This is a genomic window from Micromonospora sp. NPDC003944 (assembly GCF_053605225.1).
This window is the reverse complement of the sequence record NZ_JBSGIV010000005.1, coordinates 118,085-136,800: the sequence shown is the minus strand read 5'-3', so window position 1 is coordinate 136,800 and position 18,716 is coordinate 118,085. Positions and strand designations below refer to the sequence as shown.

17 protein-coding genes and 1 tRNA gene are annotated in these 18,716 nt (G+C 72.7%); 11 read left to right on the top strand and 7 right to left on the bottom strand.

What is annotated here, in order from left to right; genetic code table 11:
• Positions 1-120: 120 nt before the first annotated feature.
• From ACWER9_RS04300 to ACWER9_RS04285, 4 genes are all read left to right on the top strand, one after another.
• Positions 121-197 (top strand) — tRNA-Thr (locus ACWER9_RS04300).
• 246 nt (positions 198-443) lie between these two features.
• The gene (locus ACWER9_RS04295) at positions 444-845 is read left to right on the top strand and encodes a helix-turn-helix domain-containing protein (RefSeq protein ID WP_452300413.1); all 402 of its coding nucleotides are present in this window, start codon (positions 444-446) and stop codon (positions 843-845) included.
• A gap of 35 nt (positions 846-880) precedes the next feature.
• Positions 881-1,300, top strand: a complete 420-nt coding sequence (locus ACWER9_RS04290) for a VOC family protein (protein ID WP_452300412.1) — start codon at positions 881-883, stop codon at positions 1,298-1,300.
• 91 nt (positions 1,301-1,391) lie between these two features.
• Positions 1,392-2,036 carry a histidine phosphatase family protein gene (locus ACWER9_RS04285; protein ID WP_452300411.1) on the top strand — a complete coding sequence of 215 codons (645 nt, stop codon included), beginning with the start codon at positions 1,392-1,394 and terminating at the stop codon, positions 2,034-2,036.
• Here ACWER9_RS04285 and ACWER9_RS04280 read toward each other — a convergent pair.
• On the bottom strand, positions 2,024-2,533 hold the full coding sequence (locus tag ACWER9_RS04280; protein WP_452300410.1) for a hypothetical protein: 510 nt from the start codon (positions 2,531-2,533) through the stop codon (positions 2,024-2,026). The two genes, ACWER9_RS04285 and ACWER9_RS04280, sit on opposite strands and share 13 nt — an antisense overlap.
• 138 nt (positions 2,534-2,671) lie before the next feature.
• Here ACWER9_RS04280 and ACWER9_RS04275 point away from each other — a divergent pair, with 138 nt between their 5' ends.
• The 3 genes from ACWER9_RS04275 to ACWER9_RS04265 all read left to right on the top strand — a co-directional run bounded on the left by ACWER9_RS04275 (position 2,672) and on the right by ACWER9_RS04265 (position 5,806).
• Entirely contained in the window at positions 2,672-3,478 is an 807-nt protein-coding gene (locus ACWER9_RS04275; RefSeq protein WP_452300409.1) for an enoyl-CoA hydratase/isomerase family protein, read from the top strand.
• 207 nt (positions 3,479-3,685) lie between these two features.
• Entirely contained in the window at positions 3,686-4,201 is a 516-nt protein-coding gene (locus tag ACWER9_RS04270) for a hypothetical protein (RefSeq protein ID WP_452300408.1), read from the top strand.
• A gap of 78 nt (positions 4,202-4,279) precedes the next feature.
• A complete protein-coding gene (locus ACWER9_RS04265) occupies positions 4,280-5,806 on the top strand; it encodes a protein kinase domain-containing protein (protein ID WP_452300407.1) in 1,527 nt (508 codons plus the stop codon).
• A 66-nt stretch (positions 5,807-5,872) separates the two neighbouring features.
• On the opposite strand, the gene ACWER9_RS04260 is transcribed toward ACWER9_RS04265, so the two are convergent.
• The 4 genes from ACWER9_RS04260 to ACWER9_RS04245 form a co-directional block, all read right to left on the bottom strand.
• Positions 5,873-6,316, bottom strand: a complete 444-nt coding sequence (locus ACWER9_RS04260; protein ID WP_452300406.1) for an HNH endonuclease — start codon at positions 6,314-6,316, stop codon at positions 5,873-5,875.
• Between the two features lie 213 nt (positions 6,317-6,529).
• Positions 6,530-7,738, bottom strand: coding sequence for a hypothetical protein (locus ACWER9_RS04255; RefSeq protein WP_452300405.1), 1,209 nt, complete (start codon positions 7,736-7,738; stop codon positions 6,530-6,532).
• 67 nt (positions 7,739-7,805) lie between these two features.
• On the bottom strand, positions 7,806-9,359 hold the full coding sequence (locus tag ACWER9_RS04250; RefSeq protein WP_452300404.1) for a hydroxysqualene dehydroxylase: 1,554 nt from the start codon (positions 9,357-9,359) through the stop codon (positions 7,806-7,808).
• Positions 9,360-9,384: 25 nt separating this feature from the next.
• A complete protein-coding gene (locus tag ACWER9_RS04245) occupies positions 9,385-9,873 on the bottom strand; it encodes an MSMEG_6728 family protein (RefSeq protein WP_452300403.1) in 489 nt (162 codons plus the stop codon).
• Positions 9,874-9,969: 96 nt separating this feature from the next.
• On the opposite strand from ACWER9_RS04245, the gene ACWER9_RS04240 reads away from it, so the two are divergent.
• The 4 genes from ACWER9_RS04240 (at position 9,970) to ACWER9_RS04225 (ending at position 16,661) form a co-directional block, all read left to right on the top strand.
• Positions 9,970-11,934 carry an NAD-binding protein gene (locus ACWER9_RS04240; RefSeq protein ID WP_452300402.1) on the top strand — a complete coding sequence of 655 codons (1,965 nt, stop codon included), beginning with the start codon at positions 9,970-9,972 and terminating at the stop codon, positions 11,932-11,934.
• Positions 11,935-12,012: 78 nt separating this feature from the next.
• Complete coding sequence (locus ACWER9_RS04235) at positions 12,013-14,859, top strand: BTAD domain-containing putative transcriptional regulator (RefSeq protein WP_452300401.1); 2,847 nt, start codon at positions 12,013-12,015, stop codon at positions 14,857-14,859.
• Positions 14,860-14,889: 30 nt separating this feature from the next.
• Entirely contained in the window at positions 14,890-15,879 is a 990-nt protein-coding gene (locus ACWER9_RS04230; RefSeq protein ID WP_452300400.1) for an ATP-binding cassette domain-containing protein, read from the top strand.
• A complete protein-coding gene (locus ACWER9_RS04225) occupies positions 15,876-16,661 on the top strand; it encodes an ABC transporter permease (protein ID WP_452300399.1) in 786 nt (261 codons plus the stop codon). Before ACWER9_RS04230 ends, ACWER9_RS04225 begins: the two co-directional genes overlap by 4 nt.
• 18 nt (positions 16,662-16,679) lie before the next feature.
• On the opposite strand, the gene ACWER9_RS04220 is transcribed toward ACWER9_RS04225, so the two are convergent.
• Both ACWER9_RS04220 and ACWER9_RS04215 read right to left on the bottom strand, forming a co-directional pair.
• Positions 16,680-17,915, bottom strand: coding sequence for an APC family permease (locus ACWER9_RS04220; RefSeq protein WP_452300398.1), 1,236 nt, complete (start codon positions 17,913-17,915; stop codon positions 16,680-16,682).
• Positions 17,916-17,926: 11 nt separating this feature from the next.
• Entirely contained in the window at positions 17,927-18,673 is a 747-nt protein-coding gene (locus ACWER9_RS04215; protein WP_452300397.1) for a phosphatase PAP2 family protein, read from the bottom strand.
• Positions 18,674-18,716: the final 43 nt, after the last annotated feature.

Below are 18,716 nucleotides of genomic sequence, written 5' to 3'. Positions count from 1 at the left end.
AGACATCAATCGACGCAGCGCCAGGCGGGCGTGCGTCGGGTTGTTGACGATTCCCGTGCCCGGGAGGGATCGCGAGCGGGATAACCGGACGTCAGTCGCTATGCTGACCTCGACACACGCGCCCCTGTAGCTCAGCTGGCCAGAGCACTCGCCTTGTAAGCGAGATGTCGCCGGTTCGATCCCGGCCGGGGGCTCCAATTCCATCAGATCTTTCCGACCGGTGCTGCCACAAGTGAGGCATTGGCGGGCATCGCTTCCCGACGTGTCGCCCGCCTGAGACAGGCGCAACCGAGGGCTCGAGCCACCTTCGGCGTCACTGTTGCCGTGCGCGAGGAAGATCCGACCATCCGCTACGGCGGATGCCCGACGCCAGCGGACCTGACGACGAAGTGCCGGGCGGTAGCCTGGGCTCCGGCGGCGAGCGGAGTGGGGCCGGGGGGTCGATGAGTCGCGCGGTGGAGGAGTCGAACCGGGCGATGCTGCGCGCCCGGGACGCGATGGACCGGGCGTACGCCGAGCCGCTGGACATTCCCGCGCTGGCCCGGATCGCGCACGTCTCGGAGGCGCACTTCATCCGTACCTTCCGGGCCACCTTCGGCGAGACCCCGCACCGCTACCTGCAACGTCGCCGGGTGGAGCGGGCCATGTCGTTGCTGATGGAGACCGACCGGGACGTGACGGACATCTGTTACGCCGTCGGCTTCGGCAGCCTGGGTACGTTCAGCCGCACGTTCCGGCAGATCGTCGGGCAGTCGCCCTCGGACTTCCGGCGTCAGCGCGTCGCGCCGGCAGGCGTGCCGTCGTGCTTCACCAAAGCCTGGACCCGACCCAGCAGTTTTGGATAAGCCGCAGGTCACGGTCTGCCTCTAGCGTCATGGGCATGACGATGAACGCGATCAGCCGCTCCCAGATCTACGTCCTCGACCAGGATGAGGCACTCGACTTCTACGTGAACAAGCTCGGCATGGAGGTCAACACCGACCAGGACCTCGGCTTCATGCGGTGGCTCACGGTCAACCTGCCCGGCGACCCTGAGCGGGAGATCCTGCTGGAGAAGCCGGGCCCGCCCGCCCTGGACCCGACGACCGCCGAGCAGGTCCGGGAGCTGCTCACCAAGGGTGCCCTCGGGGGGTACCTCTTCATGACCACTGACGACGCCCGCAAGACGCACGAGGATCTCGTGGCGAAGGGCGTCGAGATCACCGACGAGCCGACCGAGCGCCCGTACGGGATCGACTTCGGAATCAGGGACCCGTTCGGCAACAAGATCCGCATCGGCCAGATGTTCCCCCGGGCGTAGGGGCGGCGGTTCGGTCTGCCTGTCTGGCCCCTCGGTTGGCATCGGGAGGTGCGGGTCGAGCCCGTACCTCCCGGTGTGTTGAGCTGGGGCCATGGTGACCCGGCTGCTCTACCTCACCCGACACGCCGAGCAGGACCTGTCCGAGCCGAGTGGGCCGGATGCCGGCGAACCGGACACCGGCCTGTCGGAGCGCGGCCGGCGGCAGGCCATTCTGCTGGGCGAACGCCTGCGGGCCCGGCGGTTCGCCGCCGTCCATCACGGGCCGCTGCGCCGGGCCGCGCAGACCGCCGAGCTGATCGCCAAGTCGCTGCCCGAGGTTCCGGTGTACGAGACGGAGCTGGCCGGCGACCACCTTCCACACGACACGGACCCGACCGGCCTGCCGCCCGCGTACGCCGAGTTCCTCGCCCAGTTCTCGACGGCCGAGCGGGTCGACGGGCCGCGAGTGACGGCGGACGCGGTGCGGCGGTTCGCCGGCCCGGTCGGCGAGGGGCCCGCCGGCGGCGAACCCGTTCGCGAGCTGGTCGTGACGCACAGCTTCCTGATCGCCTGGCTGGTGCGGCACGCCCTGGACGCGCCGGAGTGGCGGTGGCTGGGGTTGAACTCGCACAACGCGGGTCTGACGGTCATCCGGTACAGCGCGGCCGGCCCGCCGAGCCTGATCGCCGTCAACGACGTGGCGCACCTGCCCCCGGAGCTGCGGGGCACCGGCCTGCCACCGGACTACCTGACATAGGTCTCGGTGGTCCGCAGCAGCAGCTTGACCACCGCCTGGGTGGCCGGCGGCGGGGTCCCGTCGTCCGGGCAGGTGGTGTAGCCGGTGTCGTTGCTGGCCACGGTGAGGCGGTAGTGCATGACGTCCGAGCACGTCGTCGCGGTGGTCGGCTGCCGTGCCTCGGTGGCGAGCCGGGGGTCGGTGGCCAGTCCCGCCAGGGTGCCCTGGTCGGTAGGGGTGAGCCGGCCGATGCGCCGCCCGCCGGCCCGGTCCGTCACGGTCCAGCGTCCGTCCGGCTCGACGACGATGGACTCGCCGCGTCCGGCGAAGCCACCGGAGATCCGCAACGTCACCCGGGGGGCCACACCGTCGGTCCCGGCGCTGACGGTGGGGATGGCGGTCGGTTGCGCGGTGCCGATGGTCGGGGCGGCCGGGCCGGTAGCGGTGGTGGCCGAGGGTTGGCCCGGGGTGGTGGGGGCTCGTTCGACGCTTGTGCAACCGGTCAGGAGCGCGGCCACGAGCGCGACCGTGACGGCGGTCGTCGATGCGGGTCTCATCTCCGTCGGACGCGCGGCCCGAACCGTTGGTTCCCCCCGCCAAGAGTTCCAGGCGACCGTTAGGGTCGCGGCGTCGGTGCCACGACGCCGACAACGAGAATGGCGGCGTCGCACAGGTGGCGCGGGAAGGGAGCGGACGTGTCCGACGCGGAGTTGACAGTCGAGGTGGCCGGGCCTGTCGCCACGGTTGTCATCAGCAACCCGACCCGGCGCAACGCGATGACCGCGGCCATGTGGCGTCAGCTCCCCGCACTGCTCGACCGGCTGGAGCCCGACCCGACCGTACGGGCGTTGGTGCTCACCGGCGCGGGCGACGCCTTCTGTGCGGGTGCCGACCTCGGTGACCTGGCCGAGTTGCTTGACGCCGGTGACGCCAGCATCGCGGTAGCCGCCGAGGAACGGTTGGCCCGGTTCGCCAAGCCGACGATCGCTGCCATCCGGGGCGCCTGCGTCGGCGGAGGGGCTCAGCTCGCGGTCGCCTGTGACCTCCGGATCGTCGCGGACGACGCCCGTTTCGGCGTACCCCCGGCCCGGCTCGGGCTGGTCTATCCGGCGCCGACGACGCGCCGGCTGGCCCGGCTGGTCGGCCCGTCCGCGGCCAAGCACCTGCTGTTCACCGCGGAGTTGATCGACGCCGAGCGCGCTCTGCGGATCGGCCTGGTCGACGAGGTGTTGCCCGCCGACCGGGTCGCCGCACGGGTGGACGAACTGACCGCGATCATCGCCCAGCGGTCGCCGCTGAGCATCGCCGCCGCCAAGGAGATCATCGACGAGCGGGCCGAGCCCACGCGGATCGCCTGGTGGCACCGGAAGGTGACGACCACCGGCGAGGCCCGGGAAGGGGTCGCGGCGATGAGCGAGCGGCGTACGCCCCGCTTCGCCTGGCAGCCACCGACCGGCGCCTGAGTGCCTCGGCTGCCGGGTGCATGACAACTGCTGGGTGCATGACAACGCGGAGCCGGCCGAGTCGGCGGTTGGCAACCGTTTGGCCGCCGTCGTCGATGGGTAGTTCCCGCCCCACGCGGTGATCGGGGGACGACCATGGATGCGGCAGCGACAAATCCGGACACGGCCGGGCGGAAACAACAGCGACTCCGTCTGGTTCTTGCTTTCGTGCTGCTGTCCGCCGTGGTCGGCGCGCTCGCGGTGGGTGTCGCGATTGGTGGTCAGAACACCGGCATCTTCGACGGTGAGCCGCCGCGTTGGGCCAGTAACCTCGGGCGCGTTCTGGTGATCCTCGGATTCATCGTCGAGGTGGCCGCGATCTTCTGGGCCGTACGCACCGGGCGCTTCCGGGCGAGCCGACGGTCCCCGTTGCTGACGTCGGGCTGGTCGCACGGTCGGCGGCTGGCGCGGCAGGTTCGACGCGGCACGCCCGAGGCCGACGAAGACCCGGCCCTGCTTGTGGAGACCGCCCGACAGTTCGCCGGCCAGCGCTGGTTCGTGGTGCTGGTGGCCGGGTTGGCGATGACGAGCGTCGGTCAGGCGTTCCTGGTGTTCGCGCCGTTCTTCGCGGTGATCGGTGGGTTGTTGCTGGTGATCTGGGCGGTACTGATCCTGTCGGTGGTCCGAAACGCCCGCCGGGGCGAGGAATTCCTGCGGGACCACCCGGATCTGAGTGGACGGTAGCCGCCAGCCGGTCCCACTCATCGCAATATTTCGATCCCGGGTAGCCGGTTCTCAAGCCGGTACGGCAGGCTGTCCGCTGTGCAGCGTGATCAGTTGCTTGCGGGCCGCTACCGGCTCCTGGAGCGCCTCGGCAGTGGCGGCATGTCGGCGGTGCACCGGGCGTACGACGAGGTGCTCGAACGGGACGTGGCGGTGAAGGTGCTGGTCGGGTCGGACACCGACGCCCGCCAACGGATCCGGGGCGAGGCCAAGGCCGCCGCCCGGCTGTCGCATCCGCACGTCACAGGCGTCTACGACTACGGCGAGTCGGTGGTGGACGGTGAGCAGGTCCCGTTCGTGGTGATGGAGATGCTCGGCGGTCGCACCCTCGAAAACCGGCTGGCGGCCGGGCCGTTGCCGCCGCGCGCCGGTCTGCGGGTGTGCGCGGAGGTGGCCTCGGCGCTCGCCGCAGCCCATGACCAGGGGTTGGTGCACCGCGACATCAAGCCGGGCAACGTGATGCTCACGCCGACCGGGGCGAAGGTGCTCGACTTCGGCATCGCGGCAGCCGCGGGTGCCCCGGAGATCGACTTCGAGGGGCGGCTGATGGGCACGCCGGCGTACCTGGCGCCGGAGCGGCTGCGGGCCGGCGAGGTGCTGCCGGCCAGCGACGTCTACGCCCTCGGCCTGCTGCTGCACCGGGTGCTCACCGGCCGGCTGCCCTGGCCCGCGGAGCCGCCGATCCAGGTGCGCCACCTCCACCCGCACGTCGAGCCGGACCCGCTGCCACCGATCGATGGGGTGCCGCCCGAGGTGCACCGGCTCTACCGTTGGTGCCTGGCCAACGACCCGGCGGACCGGCCGCCGGCCACGGACGCGGCGCGCATCCTGTTCGCCGCCAGCGGGGCCGCCCCCGACGCGGTTGCCGTCGCCGCCGACCCCCCGACGACCGTCGCCGAGCCGGCCAGCGCCGAGCCGGCCAGCGCCGAGCCGGCCAGCGCCGAGCCGACCGGCACCGAATCGACAGGTGGTTCGGCGGTGCGGATGAGGCGCGAGCCGTGGCGTCGACGGCGGGCCGTGCTGACCGTCGGCGGTGCCGTGATCGCCGCGCTGGCGCTGGCCGGGTCACTCGGTGACTTCAGCAATCGTCGACCAGGGCAGAGCGCCGCGCCGACCGGCAGCGGTCCGGGCACGACCACGGTGGGGATGCCCAGTAGCGAGGAGCCGACCGTCGACCTCTCCGCCGGCCCGTCTGCCGTGCCGACAAGCAGGAACGCGGCGCCCGCTACCCGGACCAGCCCGTCGACAGGTCCGGGCGGGACGCTGGCCCCGGGCTCGACGCCCACCACGGCAGGTCCGACCCCGACCAGCGCCGCGCCGACGCCCACCCCCGCCGCCGGCGTCCCTGTCGACGCGCGCGGCGGGACGGTCACCGTGCGCTGCGTGGGTAAGTCGGTCGAGGTGCTCGCGGTGGCGCTGGAGCCCGAATTCCGGGTCGAGGCGTACGACCCGGGGCCGGCGAAGCAGATCGTGGTCGAGCTGACCTCCGCAGAGCACCGCAGCGAGATCCGGGTGCAGTGCCCCGCCGGCCGCCTGAAGCCGAAGATCATGGAACGCACGGTGTAGGGGCCGACGGGTGCCGCGCCCGGAACGTACCCGGGACGCGGCCCCCCGTTCCCGCCGGCCGGTCCGTCACCGCCCGGCCAGCACCGCCCAGCCCGGGTTCACCGGCTCCCGGCGCAGCGGCATGCCCGCCTCCCTCGGCGTCCGGTCCCCCTTGCGCTGGTTGCAGGCGTAGCAGGCGGCGGTGGTGTTCCGCCAGGTGTTCCGGCCGCCGCGCGAGCGGGGCAGAACGTGGTCGATGGTGGAGGCAGGGCCGCCGCAGTAGGCGCAGCACCTGTCGTCGCGGCGCAGCACACCGGCGCGCGACCAGGCCGGCCCGGAGTTGAACCTCCACCGGGTGACCACGAAGCGGACCAGCCGCACCACCCGGGGCATCGGGAAGACCCCGATCACCCGGTCCGGCTCGGCCTCGTGGATCTCGGCAACCCGGCGGCAGAGCATGCGTACGGCGTGTTGAACGGTGACCCGGTGCAGCGGGCCGAGGTCGGCGTTGATGACGAGGACGGCGTCCACCGGGACTCCTTTCCAGATGAGGAACGGTCAGCAAGAAGCCGCCCGGTCCGGCTGTCGGACGGGGCGGCTCAGCGCGTACGGGTACGCGTCAGTCGGGCCGGCCCGCCCGGGGACCTTCCGCTCGGTAACCGTCGCCGGGCAGCGACGACGGCACGATGGTGACGTGCGACATCGTCATGAGTTGCTCCCGCGGTGGTGGTTGACCTTGCGCGCTCACGGTAGGTCGACGTGGGAGACGCCGGCAACGTATTTCGATCGGCCGGTCTCCTCGGGACGCCGTTGACGACGGGTGCGGGGAGCTGCCTTGGCCGAGGCCTGGGCGGTGGTCAGTGGCCGGTTCAGTCGCAGGGCCATCCGTGCGGTGAGTTCGCTGTCCAGCAGGGGTCGGTTGACCTCGCCGGCGACCGTCAGCGCGGGCCCGGAGACGGTCCGCCAGATCGCGGCCAGCCCGGCGCCGAGGCCCACCAGGGCGACTGTGGCCCGGGTGGTCGGTGAGCCGGCGGCCGCGGCGGCACTCACCCCGACGACCGCGAAGAGCACCAACAGCAGGGGTACCAGCACCGGCCAGAAGATGCCCCGGGCGGCCTGCGCCACCAGTCTTCGGTCCCGGATGATCAGGTTCCGGGCGATCACCGCGTAGTCCTCCTCGTCGAGCAGGTCGCGGGGGTGCAGGCCCCCGGTGAGCACGTCGCGCCAGAGGTCCCCCTGAGCGCGCAGCGCCCGGCTCAGCACGGCGGGCGTCGGTTCGGTCGGGTCCCCGTGGCCGGCCCGGTCGACAGCGCTCGCCCAGGCGGCAAGCGACCGGCGCACCACAGCTGCCGAGTACGGCGGCAGCACGCTTGCCAACTCGTCCAACCACCTGCTGATCTGGACCTGCCGGCCGCCGAACTGCCGCAGCAACGCGGTGACGTCGCCGGCTCGGACGGTGTCGGCCACCGAGCGGCCCAGTCGGTAGGCCAGCCCGACCCGGTGGTTGGCGGCCATCGCCCACCGCAGCACCTCCACGTTGAGGTCGTCGAGGGCGAGCAGCAGCGGCACCGGGTCGGCGGTGTCGGTCGGACCCAGGTCGGGGAGCAGGGTTCGGGCGGCCGACGTGTCGGGTACCGGCCCGGTGTGCCGGGTGAGGTCGGCGATCTGGGCCAGGGCGACGTCCACCCCGTCGAGGTACATCCGCATCCGCCGGTGGGCGGACATCTCGGTGAGGTTGGAGAGTTTGGCCGGTGGCACGGCTGGCCGGGCCTCGACGAAGGCGCGCGGCTCCGCCTGCTGCCCGTGGTGGTAGGCGTCCGCCATCCACCACCCCAGCCGGAGCGCGGTGACGATGCAGGCGCGCTCGTCGCGGATCAGCGGGTACGCGTCGTCGCGGCCGACCTCGTCGAGCGACGGGGCGTTCTCCGGGCCGGCGCGGTGCAGTGGTGACATCTTCCGCTGCCCTCCCGCCCGGCCGATCGACGGTTGATCATTCGAGCGTACGGCAGCGTACCGTGGCTTATGTGGCGTTTTGTCGATTTGACCACGCGCGACCGGCCAGCAGCCCACGCGGTCGGATCGAGAGCACCGGCTCGGCCGCGCCACCCTCGGCACGCAGGATGTGGTTCGCGGCGATGATCCCGGTCGCGGCCGAGCGCTCCATCAACGCGCTCGGGAAGTCCGTGGCGATGCCGTCGCCGGCCAGGTAGAGGTTCGGCGCGTCGGTGCGTACCCCCGGTCGCCAGGCGTGGCTGCCCGGCGTGAATGCCGGCGCCTGCGCCTCCACCCGGGCCCGCAGCTCCCGGACCCGCAGGTCACCGGCCTCCGGCCAGAGCGCGACAAGCTCGCGGCGCATCCGCTCGGCCAACTCCTCGGCCGGCACACCCGGCTCGCAGGCGTACGCGTGCAGCTCGATGACCGACCCACCGGTCTGCCGCGCCCAGCGCCGCGGCTCGTTCTCCAGCCGGTGGTAGAGGGTCACCGAGTCCAGAGTGGGCTGGCGGGACACACCGCTGAACACCGCCCGTTCGGCGGCCACGTCCCCGTCACACCAGTAGCGCGCCACCGCGTACGGCGGGCCGGGAGTGCCGAAGGCTGGCATCCGTGCCGCCAGCTCGGAGGCCTGCTCGGCCAGGTCCGGTGAGGCCGCGACAAGCGCGGCGAGCGCTGGCGGGTCGACGGCGAGCACGACGTGACCCGCCGGATGACTGCCTCCGTCGGTGGTCGCCACCCGCCAGCCCTCGGGGTCCCGGTGCACCCCGGTGGCGGCGCAGTTGGTCAACACCCGGCCGCCGTGCTTCTCCACGTGCCGGGTCAGCGGCTCCCAGATCGCCGTGGCGTAGTCCTCGTCGGGGCAGTCGAAGGTCAGGCCCTCCGGATTGCCGAGCAGGTAGAAGTGGAACTGGGCGACCATCTCGGCGGCCGACATCTCCGCCTCGTGGTTGAAGAACGAGTGCGAGAAGACCTCGAACAGCATCGCCCGCGCCCGGTCCGGCAGCCGCAGCGACGCCAGCAACTCGTCGGCGGTGGTGTCGTCCAGGTCGGCGTAGGTGCGCACCGGGTCGTAGCTGAGCAGTGGCAGCGCGGCGTTGCGATCCATCAGCCGCAGGTCGGCCAGGCGCAGGCTCGGGCTGCGCAGCAGCAGCGCCAGCAGGTTCGCCGGCGGGGCGGGCGGCAACCGGCCGAACTCCTCGGTCGGCCACTGCTCGCTCAGGATCGGGTAGCCCGGAATGGGCTTGAGAAAGCCCAGGTCACCGTCGATCCGGCGAAGGATGGACCGCCAGTTGTAGTACTGCCGGAAGAACGCGTGGAAGCCGTGCTCGTTCTGCTGGCTGCCGTCGGCGAGCGCCTCCGGCCAGGCACCCAGTCGACCGCCGAGCGTCGGCGCCGCCTCCAGCACCGTGACCGCCACACCCCGTTCGGCGAGCACCACCGCCGCCGACATGCCGGCGATGCCGCCACCCACCACGAGCGCCGTGGTCGGTCGCGGCACGCGGGCGGCGCCACCGCCGCCCGGGTCCACCTGGTGCTGCCGTACGCCGATCAGCCGACCAACCAGTTGGGACAGCGCCATGCGCCCCAGTCTGCCCCACCTCGGCTCAGTCGGATGGTAGGCAACGGCGGGGGCGGTCGGAGGTGGGCCAGACGTACTCCAGATCCTCCGGCACCTCGTCGCCGAACAGCGGGCGATAGTGCGCCGGGTCCTTGCGCAGCAGCGACGAGCGGTGACTCAGGTGCAGGTCGTCGCGGCCCAGCCACGGCGGCAGCTCGCCGGCCCCGGCCAACTCGTCCTGGGTCCGTACGACACCGGCCCCGCACGCGGCGGCGAGGTCGACGGTCATCGTGGTGGCGCAGGTGTCGGCCCGCCCCGGCTCGCTCCACACCGCGCACATGTCCAACCCGTAGCGGACGAGCGCCTCCTCGTACCCGGCCCACATCTTCACGGCCGGGTGGTTGCGCCAGCCGTACCCGGGTCGGGTGAGCCCGCGCAGCACCTGGATGGCCTCCACCCGCTGCTTGCCCAGCCGCTTCTGGTCCAGCGTGCGGGCGCTGGCCAGGAAGCCCGGGTACGGGAGGAACGTCTGCATGCCGCTGCTCTACCCGCCGCCGGTGCGGACATACCTGGTCACCGGGATGATCCGGACGGGGTCGCCCACCCTGGCCGTGCTGATTACGATCCGGGCATGGCGGAGCCGTGGCGGGACCGGGCGCGACGGGCGGTCGAGTGGAACTGGCGGCTGCGGTCCGTCGGTGATCCGCGCCCGCACTACGTGATCTGTGGGAAGGACGCGCTCGCCTACTACGTGGCCCGGGCGATGCTCGAATCGGAGCTGCCGGTCGGCGGGGCCCGGGTGACGGTCGTGGTGCCGGAGCGTTACCGCAGCAACGGGCCGGACGTGGCCGGGCTGCGCGGGGTCCGGGTGGTCCGCTCGGACCGCCTGGACGTGGCCACCTTCGAGGCCGCCGGCCTGGCCGGAGCGACCGGGCTGGCCCTGCTGCACCAGGACGACGTGGGCAACCTGCACGCCGCGCTCTGCGCACAGGCCGTCGACCAGCGGGTCCGCCAGGTGCTGCGGATGTTCAACGGCACCCTCGCCGACGGCGTACGCAAGCTGCTCAAGGCCCCGGTCGAGGTGCTCTCCGACGCCGAGATGGCCGCACCGGCGTTCGTGGCCGCCGCGCTCAACGAGGTCGACCCCAGCTCCTTCCAGCATCGGGACAAGACGTTGCGGGTGGCGCGGCGGGCCGACGTACGACCGCAGGACGTGGTCTGCGCGCTGGCACATCTCACCGAGGCGCAGGGGGTCGAGTTGCTGCCGGCCGAGCAGGCCGGCGCCGACCTGGTGCTCGCCGAGGCGACAGGCCAGCCACCGGGCACCGAGGTCGCCGCCCGTCGGCTGGTCCGCGCGCGTCGGCGGCGTCGCCCGGTCACCGTGGTGTTGGGCGCGGTACGCGGCTTCGCCACCCGCAAGATCGGCATCGCGGTGATGGTGGTGCTCGCGCTGATCGCGGTGTTGGGGGCGCTGATCTCCCGGGCCGAGGACGTCTCTCCGTTGGAGGCGCTGTACCTGACGCTCGTCACCACGCTCAGCGGCGCCGACCCGGACACCACCAAGACGGCGGACGCGCAGATCATGCAGGTGGTGCTCAACCTGGCCGGTTTGGCGCTGATCCCGCTGATCACCGCGGTGGTGGTGGACGGCATCGTCAACGCCCGACTGGCCCTGCACACCGGCCGGTTACAGCCCGCCCGGGCCGGGCACGTGGTGGTGATCGGCCTGGGCAACGTCGGCACGCGGGTGATGGCGCAACTGCGCGGGTACGACGTCGAGGTGGTGGCCATCGACAAGGACCCGGAGCCGCGCGGCGCCGCCCTGGCGCGCCAACTGGAGGTGCCGCTGATCGTCGGCGACGCCGCATTACCGGAGACGCTGGCTGCCGCGTCGGTGGCCGACTGTCAGGCGCTCGTGGTGGCGTCCACCGACGACGTGGCCAATCTGGAGGCTGCGCTCGCCGCCCGCGATCTCCGCGCCGACCTGCGCGTGGTGCTGCGGCTCTTCGACGGCGACTTCGCCGAACGGGTGGAGGAGACCTTCGCGCTCGGGGTGTCCCGATCCGTCTCCTACCTGGCCGCCCCGGCCTTCATCGGGGCGCTCACCGAACGCGCCGTGATCAGCACCATCCCCGTCGACAGGCACGCGCTGCCGGTCGCCGAGGTGCCGGTCGCTCCCAACTCCGGGCTGGACGGCCGACCGCTGGATGTGGTCAACCGGGACGGGCAGGTCCGCCTGATCGCCCGCACCCCGGCGGGCGGGGCCAGGACGATCTGGTGGAAGGACCTCGACCCTCGGCAGGTGATCTTCGCCGGGGACCGACTGACAGTTGTCGCCCGGCGGCGCGGGCTGGATTGGCTGACCCGGCAGTGCGCCCCGCCGGCTCACCCGTTCACGGTGCCTCGGCCAGCCGGGTCGGTGCACGGCGGAGTGCACACCCCGGCGGCGGCTCCGTCGGTGCCGGGCCAGACGGAGTCGGGGATCGGCTCGGCACATCCCGTTCCTCCGGGCGGGGATGCGCCGCCGACCAACGGCGGTCAAGCTGACGAACGGGAGCCGACCCGCCGGCACGACGGGATCGCCGAGGTGAGCTGAGCCGCTGACCCTCCCAGATCGGCAACGTCGGCGGATCGGTAAGCAGACGACGGCCGGGGGTGGGCGACAATCCATCACATGCGTTTCCGCATCCTGGGGCCGACCCAGGTGGTGCTGGCCGACGGGCGAGAGGTGCCCGTGGGTGGTCCGCGGCTGCGCTCCCTGCTCGCGCTCCTGCTGCTCGACGCGGGCCGGGTGGTTCCCGCCGAGCGGCTGATCGACGGCCTGTACGGAGAGCACCCGCCCCGGGGCGCGGCAAACGCGCTCCAGTCCCAGGTGTCGCGACTGCGCCAGGCCCTGCCCGCCGACCACGACCTGATCGAGTTCCACCCGACCGGTTACCGCCTGGCGGTGCACACCGACGAGGTCGACGCGTACCGGTTCGAACGGCTCGTCGAGGCGGGGCGACGCGCGCTCGTCGACGGTGACTGGCCTCGCGCGGCGGCGGTGTTGCGGGAGGCGCTGGAGCTGTGGCGTGGTCCCGCTCTGGCCGACGCCACCGGCGCGGCCGCGCCGGCGGCCCGGTTGGACGAGCTACGGCTGGCCGCCGTCGAGGATCGGATCGAGGCGGACCTGGCGTTGGGCGCCGACGGCGCGCTTGTCGCCGAGCTACGGGAGTGGGTCGTCGCGCATCCGTTGCGGGAGCGCCTGCGCGGGCAGCTCATGCGCGCCCTGGCCGCGCTGGGGCGGCCGGCGGAGGCGTTGGCCGAGTTCGAGGAGGCCCGGCACACGCTTGCCGAGCAGCTCGGCGTCGACCCGTCGGCGGAGCTGGCCGCGGTCCACGTGGCGGTGCTGCGCGGTGCGGAACGCTCGTCGGCCGAAGCGACGCTGCCGAGTCAGCTCACCACCTTCGTCGGACGCGAGGAGGAGCTGAAGCGGGTCGGTGACCTGCTGGGCGGGCGGCGACTCGTCACCCTCACCGGTCCCGGAGGTGCCGGCAAGACACGCCTGGCCATCGAGGCTGCGAGCCGGGTCGACGGTGAGGCCCGTTTCGTCGAGCTGGCCGGGCTGGCCGACGGCTCGGACGTCCCGCAGGCGGTGCTGAGCGCGCTCGGCCTGCGCGACGCGGGCCTACGTGCCCCGGCCGAGCCGGGCCGGCAGGCAGTCGACAGGTTGGTCGAGGCGCTCGCCCAGCGGCGACTGCTGCTGGTCCTCGACAACTGCGAGCACGTCCTCGTCGAGGCGGCCCGGCTGGCGGCCCGGTTGCTGAGCGCGTGCCCGACGTTGCGTGTCCTGGCCACCAGTCGGGAGCCGCTCGGGCTGGCCGGGGAGGCGCTGTGCCAGCTGTCCGGGCTCACCGTGCCACCGCTCGGCGCGTCCGCGCTCGCCGTCGACGACTACGCGGCGGTCGGGCTCTTCGTTCAACGGGCCGTCGACGTCGCGCCCGACTTCACCGTCACGCCGGCAAACGTCGAGGCGGTGCTGCGGATCTGCCGCAGCCTCGACGGCCTGCCGTTGGCGATCGAGTTGGCCGCCGCGCGTCTACGGGCGCTCTCCGTCGCCGAGGTGGCCGCCCGTCTCGACGACCGGTTCCGGCTGCTGTCGACGGGCAGCCGGGCCGTGTCGCCGCGACACCGCACCCTGCGGGCCGTTGTCGAGTGGAGTTGGGACCTGCTCGACGACGCCGAACGAAAGGTGGCCCGGCGGCTGACCGTCTTCGCCGGCGGTGCCACGCTCGAAGCGGCCAACCGGGTCTGTGACCTGCCCACCTCCGAGTTCGTCGACGCGCTCACCGGCCTTGTCGACAAGTCCTTCGTGGAGATGGCCGGCGGCCGCTACCGGATGCTCGAGACGGTGCGGGCCTTCTGCGCCGAGCGTCTCGCCGAGGCCGGCGAGGCGGACCAGCTCCGTCGCGCGCACACCGCGTACTTCCTGGAACTCGCCTGGACCGCGAGCGACCACCTCCGGTGCGCGGAGCAACTGCACTGGCTGCGACGCCTCGACGCGGAACGGGACAACCTGCACGCGGCGTTGCGCCGGGCCACGGCCGCCGGTGACGCGTCCGACGCGGCCGGAATGGTCGCGGCCCTGTCGTTCTTCTGGTGGCTGCGCGGCATGCGGGGAGAAGGGGCCCGGCTCGCCGCCGACGTCCTCGAACTGCTCGGCACCGAAGCACCGCCGGGGCTGAGCGAGGAGTTCGCCCTCTGCGTCTACAACGCCGCGCTCGCCGGCTCCGGTCACCTGCCGTTGGTCGGGACGCAGCAGTCCGTGATCCGTAGCCTCGACCGGCCGCCCCGGCAGCCGTTCCTGCTGTACCTGTCGGGGATCTCGACCGGACCGCCGTCCGGAGGCGCGGACGATGTCGACGAGCTGATGGGGGAGCTGCGGCGGCTGGTCGGCCCGGGAGACGTGTGGGTCAACGCGCTCGGCGCGATGGGCAGCGGCTCGGCGCTGATGTGGAGCAACGACTGGGACCGGGCCGGGACCGCGCTGGCCACCGCGCTCGACGGCTTCCGGAGCACGGGGGACCGGTGGGGCACCATGATCACGCTTGGCGCGCTCGGTGAACTGGCCGCCTGGCAGGGCGATCCGGTGGCGGCGGCCGCTCACATGGACGAGGCCATGGGCCTGGTCGAGGCGCTCGGTTCGGCCGTCGACCAGGCCGACATGCTGCGTACCCGGGGGGAGATCAGGCTGCGTGCCGGTGACCTCGCGGCGGCGCACGACGACTTCGCAGGTGCGTTGCTCCTCGCGCAGCGCAGCGGCGCGCCCGAGTTCGTGGCCAGCGCCCGCCTCGGCCTCGCCCAGGTGGCGCGGAGGCGCGGAGACCTGGCCGAGGCGAGGCGGTTCTGCGAGGAGGCGTTGGCCGGCGGGCTCACCGGCTGGTACGTCGGCGAGGCCGCCCGTGCGGAGATCATTCTCGCCCTCGCCGAGATCACCAAGGCCGAGCAGGCCGGTGCGCGGCCGTCAGCGGACGGTGCGTGATCCGTCAGCGCCCGAACGCACCGTGGGGGCATGACGACATTCGAAGTGGTCGCCGAAGGTCTGGGCAAGCGGTACGGCCCGACCCGCGCGCTCGACACGTTCGACCTCACCGTGCCGACCGGCACGGTCCACGGACTGCTGGGACCGAACGGCGCGGGCAAGACGACGGCCGTACGGATCCTCACCACGCTGCTGCGCTTCGAAACGGGAAGGGCGACCGTGGCCGGGTACGACGTGCTGCGCCGGCCGGACGAGGTGCGCGCCCGGATCGGGCTGACCGGGCAGTACGCCGCGGTCGACGAGATCCTCAGCGGCCGGCAGAACCTGGAGCTGTTCGGCCGGCTGTTCCGCCTCGGCCGACGGGAGGCCCGTCGACGCGCCGACGAACTGTTGGAACGGTTCGGGCTCGACGAGGCCGCGAGCCGCTCCGCCGGTGAGTACTCGGGTGGCATGCGCCGCCGACTGGACCTCGCCGCAAGCCTGATCCGTACGCCACGGGTGCTCTTCCTGGACGAGCCGACCACCGGCCTGGACCCGCGCAGCCGCAACCAGGTCTGGGACCTGGTCCGTGGTCTGGTGGCGGACGGGACCACGGTGCTGCTCACCACGCAGTACCTGGAGGAGGCCGATCAGCTCGCCGACCGGATCTCGGTGATCGACGCCGGTCGGGTGGTGGCCGAGGGCTCGCCGGACCAGCTGAAGGCGATGACCGGTGGCGACCGGATCGAGGTGGTGGTCCGCGAGGCGGCCGAGCTGAGCCGCGCCGGCCTGCTCGTCGCGCCGATCTGCGGCGCGGAGCCCGAACTCGACCCGGAGGTCCGACGGCTCAGCGTGCCGGTGGTCGATCGGGTCGCCGGCCTGGTCGACGTGGTACGCGCGCTTGACGACGCCGGGATCGCGGTCGAGGACATCGGCCTGCGGCGCGCCACGTTGGATGAGGCGTTCCTGCACCTGACCGGGCACCGGCCGGACGAGGCTCGGGAACCCGTCGCCGCCGGACGAGAGGTGGACGTGGCATGACCACAGCTGTGGCCGACGGCTGGACGATGACCAGGCGGAACATGACGCACGTGGTCCGCGCGCCGGAGGAGCTGATCCTCTACTTCTCGCTGCCGATCATGTTCGTGCTGGTGTTCGGGTACGTGTTCGGCAGCGGCATGCAGGTGTCCGGTGGTGGCAGCTACCGGGAGTTCCTGCTGCCCGGGGTCTTCGTGATGACGATGCTGTACGGGCTGGGGGCGACCGCTACCGGCGTGGCGCTGGACCTCAGCCGGGGCGTGGTCGACAGGTTCCGGTCGATGCCGATGGCACGGTCCGCCCTGATGACCGGTCGCAGCGCCGCCGACCTGCTGCGCGCCCTGCTGGAGATGTCCACCCTCCTGGTCTGTGGGCTGCTGGTCGGGTGGCAGTGGCGACTGGGTGCGGGCAAGGCGTTGCTCGCCGTCGGTCTGCTCCTGCTGCTGCGGATCGCGATCACCTGGGTCGGGATCTACCTGGCGTTGCTGGTCCGCAACCCGGACACGGTCGGTGTGATCGTCTTTCCGGCGGCGTTCCCGTTCACCGCGATCTCCAACGTCTTCGTGTCGCCCGAGCTGATGCCGTCGGTCATCGGGACGATCTCGGAGTGGAATCCGCTGTCGGCCACCGTGGCGGCGATCCGGGAACTGTTCGGCAACCCGGGCCTGGGCGGCGACTCCTGGCCGGCAGAGCACGCCATGCTGTTGGCCGTGCTGTGGCCGGTGCTGCTGATCGCGACGTTCGCCCCGTTGGCCGTGCGCCGCTACCGGCGGTTGAGCCGATGATTGGGCCACCTGCCCGGGTCAGCGGCGGGCCCGCAGCGCGTAGAGGGCGGCACCGACGGCGAGCACACCGAAGCCGGCGAGGACGCTGCCCAGCGGCAGGTTGACCGCCAGCAGCAGACAACCGAAGAGCCCCAGACCGGCGAGCCCCCGGACCGGCAACCGCCGGTCCGGGTCCCGGCCCAGGGTGAGCGCCGCCGCGTTGGTGATCGCGTAGTAGACCAGCACCGTGCAGCTGGAGAAGCCGATCGCTGCGCGTACGTCGCCGAGCAGCACCACCACGACCACCACGGCGGCCACCGCCAGCTCGGCCCGGTGCGGCACCTGGCGCACCTGGTGCACGACGGCCAGCGCGCCCGGCAAGTCCCGGCGGCGGGCCATGGCCAGGGTGGTCCGACCGACCCCGGCGACCAGGGACAGCAGCACCCCGAGGACCGCGACGGTGGCCCCGGCGCGGACCACCCACGCCAGGCCGGGCAGCCCGGCGGCGGTCACCACGTCGACCAGGGGCGCGGCGGATCCGGCCAGCCGGTCGGCGCCCAGCACGCCGAGCGCGACCACGGCCAGCACCAGGTAGATCACGAGCACCACCCCGAGCGCCAGCGGCACCGCGCGGGGGATGGTCCGCTGCGGGTCGCGGACCTCCTCGCCGAGCGTGGCGATCCGGGCGTACCCGGCGAAGGCGAAGAACAGCAACCCGGCGGCGGTGAGCACCCCCCGCGCCGAGCCGCCGGGTTCGCCGAGCCGCTCCAGGCGCACCGACCCGCCGACCACACCGACCACGGTGACGAGGACCAGCACCGCGAGCACCAGCGCAACCAACGCCCTGGTCACGGCGGCGGTCTTGCCGATGCCGCGCAGGTTCACCGCGGTCACCGCGAGCACCGCGCCGGCGGCGACCAACCGGGCCTGGCCCGGCCAGAGGTACGCCCCGACGGTCAACGCCATCGCCGCGCAGCTCGCCGTCTTGCCGACCACGAAGCCCCAACCGGCCAGGAAACCGGCGAACGGCCCGAGGCGTTCCCGGCCGTAGACGTAGGTGCCGCCGGACTCCGGGTACCGGGCCGCCAGCCGCGCCGAGCTTGTCGCGTTGCAGAACGCGACGAAGCCGGCCAGCACCAGCGCGGGCAGCAGACCGGCACCGCCGGCCGCCGCCACGGCCGGGCCGAAGACCACGAAGACGCCCGCGCCGAGCATCGAGCCCAACCCGATGACGACCGCATCGGGTACGCCCAGCCGCCGCGCCAGTTGATCCACGAGCCGAGACCCTAGGGGTACGAGGTGAACGGCCGGTCCCACGCGCGTAGCCGCCCCGGAAGCGGCAGGCCGTCCCAGGGCACCCGGTGCAACAGTCGGTCCAGGAAGAGCCCCAACAGCAGGGCCGCCACGCCGTCGGTGAGCCAGTGGAAGTTCAGGTAGGTCGTGGTGACCAGGAGGATCGCCGGTGGGGCGAATCGGATCAGCCGGTGCACGGCTGGGTGCAGTCGCCCGGACGTCAGCGCGGTCAGCAGGACGGCTATCACCCCGTACCAGACGATCGCGTTGGCGACATGCCCGGACGGGTAGGACAGGTCGTACTCGGTGGGCGGCAGATCGTTGAAGATCCGGACCGACTGGGTCGGCGGCAGATCCGAGCTGGGCGCGGCCCGGTCGGTCAGGACCTTCAGCGGCCCGACCGTCAGATACAGGAGCACGAACGCCCCGGCGAGCAGCAGTAACGGCCGGACCGTGCGGGCCCGCCAGGCCACGGCGATGCCGAGCGCCGCCGAGATCGGCATCAGCAGCCAGCCACCCTGCCCGAGGAAGTTGAACACCCGCGCCGTCCAGTAGACCGGCGCCGGGTGATGGGCGTAGGCCCACTCCCGGACCGCCAGGTCCAGACCGAGCAGGGCACCTCGGGCGAGCGCCAGGGTCACCGCGCCGAACCCGACCAGCAGCAGCGCGTCGAACCACCACCCGGCCGGGCGGACGGGCCGTAGCCGCAGGTCACGTCGTACCGCCGTGGGTTTGAGCACGCGACCACGCTACCGGCCCGACGCGAGGCCGGGGCGATCGGCG